This window comes from Bradyrhizobium manausense (assembly GCF_018129685.1).
Lineage (GTDB): Bacteria > Pseudomonadota > Alphaproteobacteria > Rhizobiales > Xanthobacteraceae > Bradyrhizobium > Bradyrhizobium manausense_D.
Window position 1 is genome coordinate 310,057 of sequence record NZ_JAFCLG010000007.1, and the last position, 14,771, is coordinate 324,827.

A 14,771-nucleotide genomic window follows, 5' to 3' on the forward strand; every position below is an offset into this window, starting at 1 on the left:
TCGTGAGTGATGTGACCGCCGGGCCCGATGCCGAGACGAAGCCTGGACATCAGGCGATCTTCTTCGACGGCCTGTCGAGCCGCCGGCGCCAGGTCATGCTGACGCTCGCAGATGCGCTCGAGATCGCCGAACTCGGCGAGGTCGAGGCGCCCTCGACCGTCACACGCTGGACCTATGACGAAATCCGCCGTGCCGACAGTCCGGCAGGCATCTTGCGCCTGACCTCGACCTCCGCGCCGCCGCTGGCGCGGCTCGAGATTCGCGATTCCGCGCTCGCGGCCGATATCGCGGCACGCTGTCCCCGTCTGGACGAACACCAGACCACGGGCCGCGGGGTCGCAAAAATCGTCGGCTGGTCGGTCGCGGCCGCCGTCTCCATCGTTTGCGTCGTGCTGTTCGGCGTACCGCTTGCGGCGGACCGTCTGGCGCCGCTGGTGCCGAAACCGATCGAGCGGCGGATCGGCGATGCGTCCGAGGTGCAGATGCGGACCCTGTTCGGCGGCGAATCCTGCAGCGAGCCGGCAGGTCAGGCGGCCTTTTCCAAGCTGGTCAACCGCCTGCGCGACGCCGCCGGGCTTGACGACGATTCAATGACGGCTGGCGTGCTGCCGAGTTCGGTGCCGAACGCGTTCGCGCTGCCCGGCGGCAAGGTCTTCATGCTCAACGCGCTGCTCGAAAAGGCCGAAAGCCCCGACGAGGTCGCCGGCATCCTCGCCCACGAACTCGGCCACCTCAAGCATCACGACAACATGCGCGGCCTGATCTACAACGGCGGCACCTCGTTCCTGATCGGCTTGTTGTTCGGCGACGTCACCGGCTCCTCGGCCGTGATCTTCGCCTCGCGCAGCCTGGTCGAAGCGTCCTACTCGCGCGAGGCCGAGACCGACGCCGACACGTTCGCAATCGAGATCATGCACAAGCTCGGCCGCTCGCCGAAGCCCGCGGCCGAGTTGATGTTCCGCATCACCGGCAAGGAGGGCGGATCCGGCTTGACGATCCTGGCGAGCCATCCGCTGACAGAGGATCGCCTCGAGCGCATGACCAAGGAGGATCGCCCCGCCAGTGGCCCGCCACTGCTGACGGACAAGGAGTGGCAGGCGCTGAAAGGCATCTGCGGCAGCGGGAAGATCTAGGAATCCGGGATCTTCCGTCTATTGAAACTCGGTGAGGAATTCCCTCGTATCAAGCTGCTTCGGGATAGAGATCTTAACCGTTCGCTCCGGATTTTGCCTCACGATGTACATGTCGATGAGCTTGGCCCCGGAAAGCGATCGTTCCACGATCGCACCGGTCTGCATATTGATCGCCGTTGCGCCGCAGTCCCGGAAATCCACCGTGCCATAGTCGGGAAGCGGCATGGGCGTGGGATCGGGCGGGATCGCCGGCCTCTCCATGACCCATTCTGCGGTCGCCCCGGAAACCTTGAAGGGAAGTCCGCCATTGGGTGCGGGTGCGCTTTGAAAGAATTGCAAGCCGCGGCCAGTCGTAACATTCGTGATCACGAACGACACGCCAGCCCGATCAGCCGCGACCTGCATGTAGCACGTGATCAGATCGCCGGCATGAATGGTCGGAGCAGGGAGCTTGATGGGCGTTGCCTGGCTTCCGAGGCCCCTGACCCACCACTGCCACCATGCGTAGAATGATCTCGTTGGAATGCCCATCTTCGGCTCGATATTCTGTGCCGTGCCGAACTGCGGGAGGGTCGACATGTAGTACCGACGCTGCCCGTCAAAACCGATCCAAGTGGAGCTGAGATCCTTTTCACCGGGCTTCGCGCCCGGTGGCAGGTTTGGCGTCGGCACCTGAAACGCCGTCCAGATCGACGAAAACACGGTGCCATCTCTGGGCGTGATGTAGGCGCCGGACCAGTTGCGGCTGGTTTGTCGCCGCGGCGATTCCCAGAAAAGCCCGCGAATCTGGGTTGCGATGGGGGGAAGTATTTCGAGATCGAATTCCTCGAACACCAGCGGCTTGGCGAACATCTTCTCCCAGAATGCGTATTCGGCGGGCTGACGATCGCGATCCGGCCGCACTGGAAATCCGAACTTCTTCAGCTCTTCCTGTGACGCCGCCAACGGGTCGAAGCTCTCGGGAGGCCGGTCGCTGGTGATCGTCGCCCGAATGACCTTCTTGAGTTCGCCGAGGTCAACCCTGGGGGGCTCCCCTTTCTCGTGACTCATTGCCATTCCTCCGCGGCGAGCGTCACGGCGCGATCGAACATGGGTACGGCACCCGTTGTCAGGATCTCGGTATTCAGCAAATCGGCCAGCCTGGCGCCGCCCGCGGAGTCCCCTGGATAGTGCAGGCCGGCAATCTCGCGGTTTCGCGCGATCTCGTCCGCCAGGTCAGTTAGGTCGGCGCTCCATACGATCTGGTCAGCTGCGGGCATCGGATTCGGCATCGTTGCCGTTTCGGCAAATATTCTGAGCATGCAGTTCTTCATCAGATGCGCCTGGGTCGCATGCCCGCTCGGCCAGGATGAGTGGCCGGGAACGGGGATGGGAGGCAGCAATGCCGGGCAGATCTGCGATGGTCGCGGCAGGTCGTATTTACCCTTGAAATACAGAGCGGCAAATGACCCGATCAGGCTGGCGATGTTCAAGACGCGCCAGGTCTGCGGATGCGATCCGGGGCGGATCGTCAGCACGGCCAGGAAATCGCTGAAGAATTCGCCGTCTTGTGACAGAATGAGCCCCATGGCATCCGGCCGTTCGTCCCGCGCGGCAAGCACCAGATTGTCGATCTGGCTGTTGTAGTCGGCGACAAGCGCATTTCTGATATCCGTGAAAAGACCGTCTGCATCGCAGGTCGCCGCCCAGTCGGGGACATTGGCGATTAACTGGTGCAGGACGCGCCACGCATACCAGTTCGCCGACCACTGCCTGTCACCGAAGCTTGCCGGCGGAGTTCGCCTGAGGTCGCCAAGCTCGTTCATTCCTCCCGGGGCGAGCCGCGTGACGAACGGCAGGTCGACCCGATCGGCAATGAACCAGCCCACACCTCCGAGATTGCCGGTGTTCCCGGTATTCCCCGTGTTGCCTGTGTTTCCCGTATTTCCGGTATTCCCGGTATTGCCCGTGTTGCCTGTCACGACGTCTCTCCCTCTCCGAAAGTTGCCGTCAGCGATTTCACGTCAGTCGGGGAGCCCCGCCGATCGTAGGCGCCCGAGCCATGTTTCCAATGCGGCGCCGCGAAATGGGCAACGCTTCGCATAGGACGATACGCGGAAGTCCGGTTGGATTTGCTGGTACCGGCGTGCTGCCTGGGCAGCTTCTTCGCGGCGGCCGAGCGCAGCGAGCGTGGCGATGAGAAGCCGCTGGTTGAAACGAATGAGCTCATTGCGGTTCACTGCGCTGCTCACCCACTCCAGCGCTTGCTCATAGTCGCCGTTCACGTAATGAGCCTGACCGAGCAATCCCTCGTGCCAGAACGAGCGGGCATCGAGCGGTGAAAGTCTCACGCCCTGCTCGCCCTGGCGTACGGCCGTCGGGCCGTCACCCAGAAAGCCCGAAGTCGCGCTTGCCATGGTCCACGCCATGGCTGAACTCGGTCCCGCGGCAATGGCACGCTCCAGCGCGACTTTTGCCTTGTGAAAATCACCGAGCAAAAATGACTGGACGTGACCGTGCACCGCCAGGGCAAATGCGTCGTCGCCGCCGCGCGCGATGGCCTCCGCCGCATATTTGGCGCCCGCGATGGCGTCGCCATCCGGATCCGGTGATCCGATCTCTCCGATCCGGAACACGTACCAGAGAGCGACGTAGGAATAGGCGAGGGCGTAACTCGGATCGTGCGATATCGCCTGCTCGAGCAAGCCTCGCGCCTTCGAAAACGAATCGTAGTCCATTCTGTACAACAGGTCGAACGCCTGCAGCACGAGTTCGTAAGCGGTCAGGTTCTGCGGATGCTTGCGCATCGCTCGCATCAATTCTCGTTCGCGCACCTGTGGTGCGATCTGTTTTACGACACTGATGGCAATCTGATCCTGGAGCGTAAACAACTCGCGGAAGTCGCCTTCGTGCAAATCCGAGCGAATGACTTCTCCGGATTCGGTGTCGCTGAGCTCGGTTCTGATACGGATGGTTGTCGCCGTTCTCTGCACGCCTCCATAAAGGACGTAACGGACACCGAGTTGACGGCCGATTTCACGCACATCGATATTGCGGCCGCCAAAGCCAAGGCTAGCCCCCCTCGATACGACGAAGAGTTCCTTGAGTCCGGCAAGGCCGCGGATAATATCGTCGACAACACCGTCAGCGAAATAGGCCTCGTCGGGGTTGGAGAGATTCATTCTGAACGGGAGCACCGCAATCGAGGGGCGCGGCTCCTGGCCTGCGAGAGCTTCCCCGACGAGCTTCGCAGGCTGCGTGGGCGGGTGGAGCGCATACACGCGGACCGGTCGACCCATGTTGCGAAGATGAAGATCGCCGAGATCTATGACGTTGACGTCGAAATCCTGGCCGAGCTGCTCCGCGATCGCGCCAGAAACGACGATGCCGCCCGCCTGCGCATAGGTTTGAAGTCGCGCTGCGATGTTGACGCCCTCGCCATAGACATCATCCTTCTCCACGATGATGTCTGCAGCATTCAGTCCCATGCGAAAGCTGATGCGCTGGTCGGCGGGCATCGCCGCCGTATTCGCGGCCACCGATTCCTGCAGCGAAAGCGCACAGCGCGTTGCATCACGCGCGGTCTCGAACGTCGCCAGGAAACCATCGCCGGTATTCTTGACGATCTTCCCACGAAGCGCCGCGACACCGGGATCAAGGACCTCCGAACGCAGCTGCATGAGCCGAGTGTGCGTATCGACTTCATGGGCCTCCATCAAACGGGTATACCCGACCACATCGGCAGCGAGGACTGCCGCCAAGCGTCGGTTTAAGCCCGGCGTGGATGGGGTCATATGGCTGATACTTCTATGTAATTCTATAAATATGTCCGCAAGATCGACAGCAGGAATGACAAGCCTCGAAGGATACCTTCATCGAGGTCGCAAAGAAAGTGCATTACAATCCGGGCGCATTATGGCGATGAATCGTCGCTCGGGTTTATCAAGCCGTTCACACTTCCCGGTTGTTCGTCGACGGAGGCGGAGCCTCGGTGTGGCGGATTGCCGCGCTGGTCAGCGGGTCCCGTAAGCGCGGTCGCCGGCATCGCCCAGCCCCGGCAAGATGAAGCCGTTCTCGTCGAGACCCTCATCCACCGCGGCAGTCCAGATACGCACGTCCGGATGCAGGCCGCGCAGCCGCTCGAGTCCTTCCGGCGCGGCGATCAGACAGGCAAGGCGAATATCCTTCGCGCCGCGCTCCTTCAGCCGGTCGACTGCGGCCACGGCCGTGTTGGCGGTGGCGACGACAGGCGTGACCACGATCGCGAGGCGCTCGCTGAGATCGGACGGCGATTTGAAGAAATATTCGACCGCGGCGAAACTCTGGGGCTCGCGATAGAGGCCGATATGGGCGACGCGCGCGGTCGGCACCAGGTCCATCATGCCGTCGACGAAGGTCGTGCCGGCGCGCAGCATCGGCACGAACACCAGCTTCTTGCCGGCGATCTTGGCCGAATGCATCGTTGCCAGCGGCGTCTCGATCACGGTGTCGGCGAGCGGCAGATCGCGCGTCACCTCGTAGCAGAGCAGCATGCCGATCTCCTTGATCAGCTCGCGGAACGACTTGGTCGAGATCGATTTGTCCCGCACCAGGGTCAGCTTGTGCTGCACCAGCGGATGATCGACGATCGTGACGCCTTCCATGATCGGATGCTCCTGAAATTCATCAAGTCAGTACGGCGGGGCAATGGTGGCTAGAAAACGGTGCCGTCGCTGATCACCTTGAGCGGCGGGGAGCCGTCGGGACGGCGCTCAAACGCGATGGCCCGGCCGGCGGCCCAGGTGCCGCCCTCCAGAATGCTGGCGAGCGGCAGCGATTGCGGCGTGCGGCCGAGCTTGGCGCGCACGAGATCCGCAACACGGTCCAGCAGCGCGACGGTGAGTGCGCGCCACTCCACCACGAGCAGCGAATCGACCGCATGCGCACGGTCGGCATCCGCGGCATCGCGCAGCCGCAGCACCGCGTGATCGACGAACAGGCCGCCATTGCGGTATTCGGCAAGCCCCGTGAGACCGTCGATGTCGGTGACGTCGAAGCCTGCGCGCTGCAGCGGCTCGATCAGGGAGTAGCTCAGCCATTGCGACAGCTTGTGCAGCGGCACGAGACCGGCGGTCGCATCGTCGGCCTTGATCGCCGGATGACGCCAGCAATCGCCGAGCGGGACGCCGGCAAGTTCAAGCCGCGACGGCCAGATCGGTCCGAGCTGGTTCAGCACCGCGGACAGAATGGCAGGGGCGGGGATGGCACCGTCAGTTGCCTGCGCGGCAATGTGATCAAACAGGCCGCCCGGCCGTGGCGTGTCCTGCATGCCGAAGATGTCGGGGCGCGAGGCGACCTGCTTGCCCAGCCGATGCAGCAGATCGGTGCGTCCCTCGAGGCCGAGCAGTGGGTTTGCATCGCTGGCCTGGAAGGCCGACGCCAGTGCCGACAGCGGCAGCTTTGCCAGCACGTCCGCATCGACCCTGAACGGCGCGCGCGCATCGCCGGAAAAGAGCCCGCGCCCAAACATGTCGAGGCTTGCAAGCGCAAGCCCCTCGGACCGGCCGATGCCTTGTCCTGTCACGGCGTCGCGATAGCGCCATGTCGCACCGGCGCCGGCGTCGAGCAGCACGCTGACGATGGCAAGGTCGAACTCCGCGCGCGCCCGTGCCGCGCGATCGGGCCACGACGTTGCGTCGGCCAGTTGCGCCCAGCGGTCGACGCCGCCGAATACAAAGTGCCGCCACCGCGCGTGGAAGGGAATGTCGAGCGTCGGATACGCCTTGCGCGTCACCGCCAGCACCGCCTCGGCAACCCCATCCATGCGATCGAGATCGACGGTGAAATGCGTGAGCCCGCCCTTGAGGCCAATGTCGAGCATCTGTCCGGCGCGCGCGCGAACCGCCTTTGCGGTGAGCAGCGCGCGGGCCTCTTGTTCCAAAACGTCCGCCATCACCAGATCAGTATTTTTCCAGCGAACGTCCGACCACGCCGTTGACATCCTTCTCCGGCGCGATGTCGGTCGTGTAGTAGCCGGCGGCCTTCTTCGCGGCGATCTCGACATGGGCGTCGGCCGGAATCAGCTCCAGTGGGATCGGCACGCGCTCGACGATGTCGATGCCCTGCGAGGTCAGCGCATCATACTTCATGTCGCTCATCGACAGGAAACGATCGATGCGTTTCAGGCCGAGCCAGTGGATGGTGTCGGGCATCAATTGCTGGAAGCGCGCATCCTGGACGCCGGCGACGCATTCGGTACGCTCGAAATAGGCGGCGGCCGCATCGCCGTCCTCCTGGCGCTTGCGCGCGTTGTAGACCAGGAATTTGGTGACCTCGCCAAGCGCGCGGCCTTCCTTGCGGTTGTAGACGACGAGCCCGAGCCCGCCGTCCTGCGCGCCGCGTGCCGATTCCTCGATGCCGTGGATGAGATAGGGCCGGCAGGTGCAGATGTCGGAGCCGAACACGTCGGAGCCGTTGCACTCGTCATGCACGCGGCAGGTGATCCTGGTGCGATGGTCAGGCAGTTTCGTCACATCGCCGAACATGTAAACGGTCGTCCCGCCGATCGGCGGCAGGAACACCTTCATGTCAGGTCGGGTCACGAGCTCGGGGAACATGCCGGCGGTCTGCTCGAACAGCGTGCGGCGCAGTTCGGTCTCGTTGGTCTTGAAGCGCTCGGCAAGGCCGGGCAGGTACCAGACCGGATCGATCGCGATCTTCACCACCGAGACGCTGCCATTGGCGTGCACGACCTCGCCGTCGGCGCGCAGCCGCTTGGCGGCCAGCGCCTCGCGGATCTCGGGCAGGTCGAGCCGGGCCCGCGTCACCGCGATGCTCGGGCGGATATCGACGCCTTCGGCGATGTCCTTGCCGAAATTCTCGGCGACCAGATGGCCCCAGGGATCGAGCGCGACGATTTTTGCGGGATCGCGCCATTGCTCGAACGGTCCGATCGTCGCCGCCGGGAACGTGTTGGTGAGATCGGGCCTCCGAATCGGATCGAGCGCGCCGGCCGAGACCGCAAGCGCGCGGTACATCGCGTAGGAGCCGCCATGGCTGCCGATCACATTGCGGTCCCCGGCGCGCGAGACCGTGCCGATGATCGGTCCGCGGGCGCGCGCATCGGGGGCGCCCCAGTGAATCGGAAACGCGGCCTTGCGGCCCGGCTCGGGGTGCGAGGTGAGGCGGATATGGTCAGTCCGGTTCGCGCGGCTCATAGCCAAACTCCCAAAAAGCCAACGGCCCGCCGCTCGGACGGGCCTGGCTTATCAGCGTTGCCGGAGCAGAGCCCGGCGACGCAATCCATCATATTGTAGCGGCCAGCCACGACAGACAAGTTAATCGTGCGGACGCAAGGACAGGGTGGTTCATGTGCCACTGATATGGGCATTGAGAGGCCCGGCCGGAATGGCCGGGCGGCGCCGGTGGGTCGATCTGCCTGACATTTTCTCTATTTAAGATATTGACATAATTACGATTTTTTCCAGCAAGCGACCGAGGCCGCGAGCCTGCGCCTTGCGCATGCCAATCGCGACAGGACCTCGCCCGTCGGCAGCGACGTCACCTTTGAGATGCCTCGCGCGCGGTCCCGTGTTGACGTGCGCGGCTCTCCTGATCGAAGCAGCGGACGATCCGCGTATCGGTGATGAATCGAAAAGGGGGCCGATGGCCCCCTTTTTCCTGATTGTGTGTTTGCGTCGGTGATACGCCGTCAGCGGATGTTTTGCCCGCTCGGCCCCGTCGGCTTGCTCGGCTCCATCGGCTTGCGCGTTGGAAGCTGTGGCGGCACTACGATCCGCGGCGGCACCACGCCGATGTGCGGGGGCGGCACAACGATTCGCGGTGGCGTCACACCGATCCGCGGCGGCGGTGCCTGCGGTACGACGACGCCATGCGGCGGCGGTACCACGACCGGTGGCACCTTCACGCTCGGCGGCGTGATGTGGATCGGCTGCTCGACACCGACACAAGCGCGGCGGTTGGCGTCGGGATGTTGGCCCGGCGGGCAGCACACGCCGTCGAGCGTCGCTTGGCTCGCGAGACAGCAGCCGCCGCCTTGCAGGTGGACATAGCCGGGGAAGCAGCCCGATGCAGGCTCGCTTCCGGCGACACACTTCTGACCGTCGAAGCTTTGGCCGGTCGGGCAGAAGCACGCCGCCGCGGCCGGAGCACCACCAACGGCGCCTGGCGGCGGACAGCACTGTCCATTCGACTTCTGCAACGTGTTGGACGGACAGAGCTGCTGTTGCGTGCAGGCTCCGGTCAGCGGGCTGGTGACGGTGCCGGCGGGGCAGCCCTGGCAACTGCCGTCGGACTGCGGCTTGGTACCGACCGGACAGCAGATGCCTGTGACGCTGAGCTGCTGTTGCGCACAGGGTGTGTAGCCGTATTGGCCACAGGTCCCATCGGCTTGCGGCTTCTGGCCGGCCGGACAGCAGACGTCCTTGGACGTCAGCTGGCCGGGTGGACAGACATGCTGGAAGCCGCCGCAGCTGCCGTCAGGTTGTGGGAACTGGCCTTGCGGGCAGCACTGGCCGGTCGAGGTCAGTTGCTGCGGCGGGCATTGCTGCAACTTGCTCGGACCGCAGCTGCCGTCAGGCTGCGGCGTCTGGCCTTGCGGACAGCATTGGCCGGTCGAGGTGAGCTGCTGCGGCGGACAGGTCTGCTGCAGCTGGCCGCACTGGCCGTTGGGCAGCGGGATCTGGCCTTGCGGGCAGCACTGACCGGTCGAGGTCATCTGCTGCGGCGGACAGCTCGTCTGCTGCGACGGTCCACAGATGCCGAACGCATTGGGCACCATGCCGGCCGGGCAGCACTGCGTCGTCGGAAACGCGAGCGAGCTGCTCGGGCATATTTCGTGGCACTGGCCATCGAGGCCGATCTGCTCCAGGCCGCCGTTTGGCCCGGGCTGCATGCATTGCTTCTCCTGTGGCGTCGGATCGCAGGTGTAGTCGGTCCACATGTCGCCGCCGTTGTGTTTGGCGGGTACCAGCGTGAAACCAGCCGGGCACTGCGCGCCGGGAGGCTTGGGACAGGTTCCGCCGGTCGTCAAATCGACAGGCGTGCCGTCCGCGCAGGTCTGACTGCTCAGATTGGGATTGGGGTTGTTGGGATCAGGCGGTAGCACGCCGTAGAAGCAGAATTCGCTCGACAGCGGATCGCTGGCGCCGTTCGCGCATAGCGAGGCGCACTGGCCGCCCGGTCCCGGCACTTGCATAAACGGGCAGCATTGCAGGCCTGGCTGCTGGGTCGTGCCGGTCGGACAGCTGCAAGGCTGGCCGGGAAGACAGGTGCAGCCGTGCGGTCCGGGCCACGGACAGAACGGTCCGGCCGGCGGCACCAGCAGTCCGATGCCGAGACCGGGGAACCAGGGCCGTAATGTCGGCGGCAAGCGTAGCGTCAGCTGCTCGCAGCTGCGCGGAATCGCGAGATCGCCGATCTGGCCGCGCGCGGCCGGGTCGTCGAAGCGATCGTCCTTGTCGATGAAATAGCTCGTCCATGGCGGCACATTGGCGGGCGCAACGAGTTCGACATCGTTGCCTTGAATGCCGTTGACGTTTGCCGGGCCGCCGAGTGCGAGCCGGAGCGTGGTCGCGACATCGTTGGCGACGCGCAGGCGCTCGCCGGTCGACCACAGGAACCCGCCGCAGCTCGTGCGATCGATGGCGCCATCGGCGGTGTAGCGATAGCCGATCGCGATGCCGCCATTGCCGTTGGTCATCTGCGCCGGAAAACCGGTCGCATAGTGATCGGGCAGGGCCTGCCAGAGCGGGCCCGCCGGATTGCCGGTCGAGACCGCTGCGTAGCGCAGCACGCGCGAAATGCCCTCTTGGGCCAGCGCCACCATGGCGTAGTCGCCGCTCGGCGCGGCGCGCTCGGCGAGTAGCATGTGGCCGCGCGCATCGAATACGATCTTGGAAATTTCGGTCGGCGCGAGGGACGGCGGTACCGTCACCTCGAGCCGCGGATCCTTGCCGAAACTGCCGCCGGCAATCGAGACCGACCAGACCTGCAAACCTTCAGCGACGGCATAATAGAGCCGGCTGTCATGCACGGCGAGGCCGAACACCAGACGCGATGCCGGCGCGTAGTGCCAGGTCGCCGGATTTTCGGTCGAGAAGGCCGGCGCGGTGATGTCGAGCCGCGCGGCCGGATTGTAGGGCACGGCAGGCGCGCCAGCCGCAGGACGGCCCTGCACGCCGTGATCGAAGCGGCCGCGCTCGCTGCCATCGAGGCCGAACTGGTGGATCATGCCGGTGGCCCGGTCGGCGACGAACAGCGACCGCGAAGCGGCGTCGAAGGCGAGACCGCCGAGCGCCGGGCCGGGATTGGCGGCGCCGTTGAGCGTGACATTGGCCAGTAACTGCACCGTCCCATTCGTGCCGTCGATGCGCCAGATCGAGCCGGGTCCTCCCGGCGCCGGACCGAACAGGCCGGGCATGAAGAACGCGTTGGGCGCACCTTGCTTGACGCGATCAGCCAAGCCGTCGCCGTCCATGTCCGGCACCACGATCGGCAAGCCATAGGCCGAGGTCGCCGCGACATAGATGTTTGGCGGGTTGGCGTTGTCGAGTGTGACACCGAATACCTGGCCGACTTGTGCCGCTGCCGCTGCGAACGGTTTGGGGGCGGTCACGACCTGGGCCTGCGGCGGTCCGCCCATGTTTTGCAGGTCGATCACGCGCACCGACGCGCCGTTGGGATCGATATAGGTCTTGTCGAGCGGGTTCACGCCCGGGGCTATCACCACCGGCGGCACCACGCCGGAGAAGCCGGTGAGAGCGGCATTGCCGTCGGCGAGCACCTGCGCCACGGCCGGCGAGGTGCCGACCAGCGCCGCCAGGACAGCGGCAATGAGGATTGTGACGAGCGCCCGCCAACTCCTGGCGCAGCTGTCGGCCCAGCGCGTCGCAACTATATTCGCAAGGCTGTTTGGCTGCCATCGCGAGGCGGGACAAGGCGGTCGCGCGTGCTCCCGAGTGGAAGGCCTCTGTGCCGCGTCACGTCCGACGGGTATCCGCATGATCGCCTCCACTGCGAAACGACCAGTATAGGGCGCGCGCGCCGCAGCGCCGGCCTTGATCCATCGCAAGGACCTCATACGATTTTGCCGTCGGCGTGCGGGACGAACGGTAGTGTGTGCCGCTCGCAAGGGCATCCGATCCCAGGTCACAACGATCGGACGCTCGGAAAATCGTCTTTCTGGATGTCGAGGAGCCTGTCATCGCAAGGCGTTGCGCGCGCGCCGCCAAATCGTCCCCCAATTGTTGTATAATATCGGACGTATCGTATAGATCGGCTTTCGCCAGGAGTGCGTCTTGTCGGCCGCCGCTTACATCGACCCCCGCAACGGCAAACTCTATCCGCTTGACGAGCCACGCTGGTGCTCGGACGAGCGCACGCCGCTGCTGGTGACGCCGGGGGCGGGGATCTCGCGCGCGGACATCGATAGCGGCACGCGCTCGCTGTGGCGCTATCGGGCGGCGCTGCCGGTCGAGATCAAGGATCCGATTTCGCTCGGCGAAGGCTGCACGCCGCTGGTGCAGCAGGGCTGGGGCGATCTGCGGCCGTTCTTCAAGCTCGAATGGTTCAATCCGACCGGCAGCTTCAAGGATCGCGGTTCGGCCGTCATGCTGTCCTTCCTGCGGCAGATCGGCGTCAACGCCATTCTGGAGGATTCCTCCGGCAATGGCGGCTCGTCGATGGCCGGGCTTGGTGCGGCCGGCGGCATGCGGGTGAAGATCCTGGCGCCGGCCTCGACCTCGCCGGCCAAGATCGCACAGGTTCGTGCCTACGGTGCCGAGGTGCAGCTGGTCGAGGGGCCGCGCGAGGAATCGGAGGCGGAAGCGATCAGGCAGTCGAGCCAGACCTTCTATGCCAGCCACAACTGGCAGCCGTTCTTTCTCGAAGGCACCAAATCGCTCGCCTATGAAATCTGGGAAGATCTCGGCTTTCGCGCGCCGGACAATGTCATCGTCCCCGTCGGCGCGGGCAGCAGCCTGCTCGGCTGTGCCTTCGGCTTCCGCGAGCTCAAGAAGGCGGGCCAGATCGCAAGACTGCCGCGCCTGTTCGCGGCCCAGCCGCTCAACTGCTCGCCGATCGATGCGAGTTTTCAGGCCGGCGTCGATACGCCCGTCGCGCGCGAGGTGAACAAGACCATCGCCGAAGGCACCGCGATCAAGCATCCGCTGCGGCTGCGCGAGATCATCGGCGCTCTTCGCGAAAGCGGCGGCGGCACCATTGCGCTCACCGAGGACGAGATCGTCGCCGCTCTGCGCCGTCTTGCGCGCCAGGGCCTGTTCGCCGAGCCCACCTGCGCCAGCGCGGCTGCCGCGCTGGAGAAACTCGCGGCCGCCGGCGCGATCAAGGCCAGCGAGACCACGGTCGCGGTCCTCACCGGCACCGGCCTGAAGGCTGCGACCACGGTGGCCGATTTGGTGCAGTAATCGTAGGGTGGGTTAGCCATGCGGATGCGCGAAGCGCAGTCCGCATGGCGTAACCCACCGCTTCTGTCTCCGCGGAGAGGAAAGAGGTGGGTTACGCTGGCGCTAACCCGCCCTACGAATTCGCAACAGGGTGAGAGGGCAAGATCGCCTAATCCTTCAACTCGTTCACCCGCTTCACCCACGCCCGCACATCCGTGAGCACCTCGGGCAGCACCGCCCTCACCTCGGCGACGGTCATGCCGGGCCTGATGCGGGGGTCGTAGAGCAGGTTGAGGATGTACTGGTCGTAGACGTCGAAATAGCCCATCGACACATTGTCGTTGAACATGGTCCACGGCACGCTCGACGTGTCGTTGATCGGTCCGAGCGATTGCAAGACCTCCTCATAGGCGCAGTCGAGGAAGGTGAAGTCGCCGGTGTCGACGGTGAGGATGACGTCGGAATGCTCGATCTCGAATTGCTCGTTCTTGCGGAAGCCGGACAGGCATTGCGGATCGAGCGAGGTCCGAATCTCGCGCGCCTTCTCGGCGCCGTAGAAGCTCGCGATGGTGCGGTAGAGATCGCGGTCGCGCACCAGCTTCACCCGCACATTCGCGGCCTCGCTGGTCTCGGTCATGGCGATGTCGAGATGCTGCACGCGCTTGCCGATGTCGGCCACGACCTTCGCCAGCTGCGCCTTGCGGTCGGCGCGGTCGGTTTCGGCGAACACGCGCACCGGTCCGTCGTACTTGCGGATGCGATCGACCCGGCCGGCGAGGTGATACTCGGCGCCGAACGCGGTCTTGAAAAAACCGTCGACGATCTCGGCGTCGGTGAAGCTCTTCTTCTCGGCGCGCTGGCGCGCGGCGATCGCGGGCAATTCGCCGGCGCTCGCCATGGTGACGACGTCAAGGTGGGCGGCGTCAGGCGCACATGTCAGCGCTGCGAGCGTCAGCAGAGCGAAGCTTAGGGCAGGCGCGGGCAGGACCAATGCGCTCATCGTCGCGCAACGCTGCCGTATTCGCCGGCAACGCACAAGTCCGCAAATGCACGCGGCCGGCAGGTTCCGGCCGCTTGCAAGCGCAGTGCACAAGTGCCGTAGGGTGGGCAAAGCGAAGCGTGCCCACGCATTTTTTGCGACGGAGAGAGATGGTGGGCACGGCGCAAATGCGCCTTTGCCCACCCTTGTATTAGCGCGATCGCTTATGATGGTGCCGTTCCGTGAGGAATGGCCCAGCCCGGGTGGCCGCCCGAG

The 14,771-nt window shown here is 64.9% G+C and carries 10 protein-coding genes; 2 read left to right on the forward strand and 8 right to left on the reverse strand.

Annotation, left to right across the window (positions count from 1 at the left end; all coding sequences use genetic code 11):
* Positions 1 to 2 precede the first annotated feature (2 nt).
* Positions 3 to 1,133 carry a M48 family metallopeptidase gene (locus tag JQ621_RS19680; RefSeq protein WP_409334235.1) on the forward strand — a complete coding sequence of 377 codons (1,131 nt, stop codon included), beginning with the start codon at positions 3 to 5 and terminating at the stop codon, positions 1,131 to 1,133.
* Positions 1,134 to 1,151: 18 nt separating this feature from the next.
* On the opposite strand, the gene JQ621_RS19685 is transcribed toward JQ621_RS19680, so the two are convergent.
* The 7 genes from JQ621_RS19685 to JQ621_RS19715 all read right to left on the reverse strand — a co-directional run bounded on the left by JQ621_RS19685 (position 1,152) and on the right by JQ621_RS19715 (position 12,114).
* The gene (locus JQ621_RS19685) at positions 1,152 to 2,183 is read right to left on the reverse strand and encodes a G1 family glutamic endopeptidase (RefSeq protein ID WP_212236313.1); all 1,032 of its coding nucleotides are present in this window, start codon (positions 2,181 to 2,183) and stop codon (positions 1,152 to 1,154) included.
* Positions 2,180 to 3,094: a phosphatase PAP2 family protein gene (locus tag JQ621_RS19690; RefSeq protein WP_212236314.1), complete on the reverse strand. Its 915-nt coding sequence runs from the start codon at positions 3,092 to 3,094 to the stop codon at positions 2,180 to 2,182. The genes JQ621_RS19685 and JQ621_RS19690 overlap by 4 nt, the downstream gene beginning before the upstream one ends.
* A gap of 42 nt (positions 3,095 to 3,136) precedes the next feature.
* Positions 3,137 to 4,906, reverse strand: a complete 1,770-nt coding sequence (locus JQ621_RS19695; protein WP_212236315.1) for an adenylate/guanylate cyclase domain-containing protein — start codon at positions 4,904 to 4,906, stop codon at positions 3,137 to 3,139.
* 219 nt (positions 4,907 to 5,125) lie between these two features.
* Positions 5,126 to 5,755: a uracil phosphoribosyltransferase gene (upp, locus tag JQ621_RS19700; RefSeq protein WP_212236316.1), complete on the reverse strand. Its 630-nt coding sequence runs from the start codon at positions 5,753 to 5,755 to the stop codon at positions 5,126 to 5,128.
* Between the two features lie 50 nt (positions 5,756 to 5,805).
* A complete protein-coding gene (locus JQ621_RS19705) occupies positions 5,806 to 7,044 on the reverse strand; it encodes a URC4/urg3 family protein (RefSeq protein WP_212236317.1) in 1,239 nt (412 codons plus the stop codon).
* Positions 7,045 to 7,051: 7 nt separating this feature from the next.
* Positions 7,052 to 8,308 (reverse strand): GTP cyclohydrolase II, encoded by a 1,257-nt coding sequence (locus JQ621_RS19710; protein ID WP_212236318.1) that lies wholly within the window; start codon positions 8,306 to 8,308, stop codon positions 7,052 to 7,054.
* A gap of 494 nt (positions 8,309 to 8,802) precedes the next feature.
* Positions 8,803 to 12,114 (reverse strand): NHL repeat-containing protein, encoded by a 3,312-nt coding sequence (locus JQ621_RS19715; protein WP_212236319.1) that lies wholly within the window; start codon positions 12,112 to 12,114, stop codon positions 8,803 to 8,805.
* 295 nt (positions 12,115 to 12,409) lie between these two features.
* Here JQ621_RS19715 and JQ621_RS19720 point away from each other — a divergent pair, with 295 nt between their 5' ends.
* Positions 12,410 to 13,537 carry a threonine synthase gene (locus JQ621_RS19720; RefSeq protein WP_212236320.1) on the forward strand — a complete coding sequence of 376 codons (1,128 nt, stop codon included), beginning with the start codon at positions 12,410 to 12,412 and terminating at the stop codon, positions 13,535 to 13,537.
* Positions 13,538 to 13,685: 148 nt separating this feature from the next.
* On the opposite strand, the gene JQ621_RS19725 is transcribed toward JQ621_RS19720, so the two are convergent.
* The gene (locus JQ621_RS19725) at positions 13,686 to 14,516 is read right to left on the reverse strand and encodes a DUF2927 domain-containing protein (RefSeq protein WP_212236321.1); all 831 of its coding nucleotides are present in this window, start codon (positions 14,514 to 14,516) and stop codon (positions 13,686 to 13,688) included.
* Positions 14,517 to 14,771: the final 255 nt, after the last annotated feature.

Coding starts and splice junctions, on each gene's coding strand:
- JQ621_RS19685 (WP_212236313.1), bottom strand. CDS start 2,183: ATGAGTCACGAGAAAGGGGAGCCCCCCAGGGTTGACCTCGGCGAACTC.
- JQ621_RS19695 (WP_212236315.1), bottom strand. CDS start 4,906: ATGACCCCATCCACGCCGGGCTTAAACCGACGCTTGGCGGCAGTCCTC.
- upp (WP_212236316.1), bottom strand. CDS start 5,755: ATGGAAGGCGTCACGATCGTCGATCATCCGCTGGTGCAGCACAAGCTG.
- JQ621_RS19705 (WP_212236317.1), bottom strand. CDS start 7,044: ATGGCGGACGTTTTGGAACAAGAGGCCCGCGCGCTGCTCACCGCAAAG.
- JQ621_RS19710 (WP_212236318.1), bottom strand. CDS start 8,308: ATGAGCCGCGCGAACCGGACTGACCATATCCGCCTCACCTCGCACCCC.
- JQ621_RS19715 (WP_212236319.1), bottom strand. CDS start 12,114: ATGCGGATACCCGTCGGACGTGACGCGGCACAGAGGCCTTCCACTCGG.
- JQ621_RS19725 (WP_212236321.1), bottom strand. CDS start 14,516: ATGAGCGCATTGGTCCTGCCCGCGCCTGCCCTAAGCTTCGCTCTGCTG.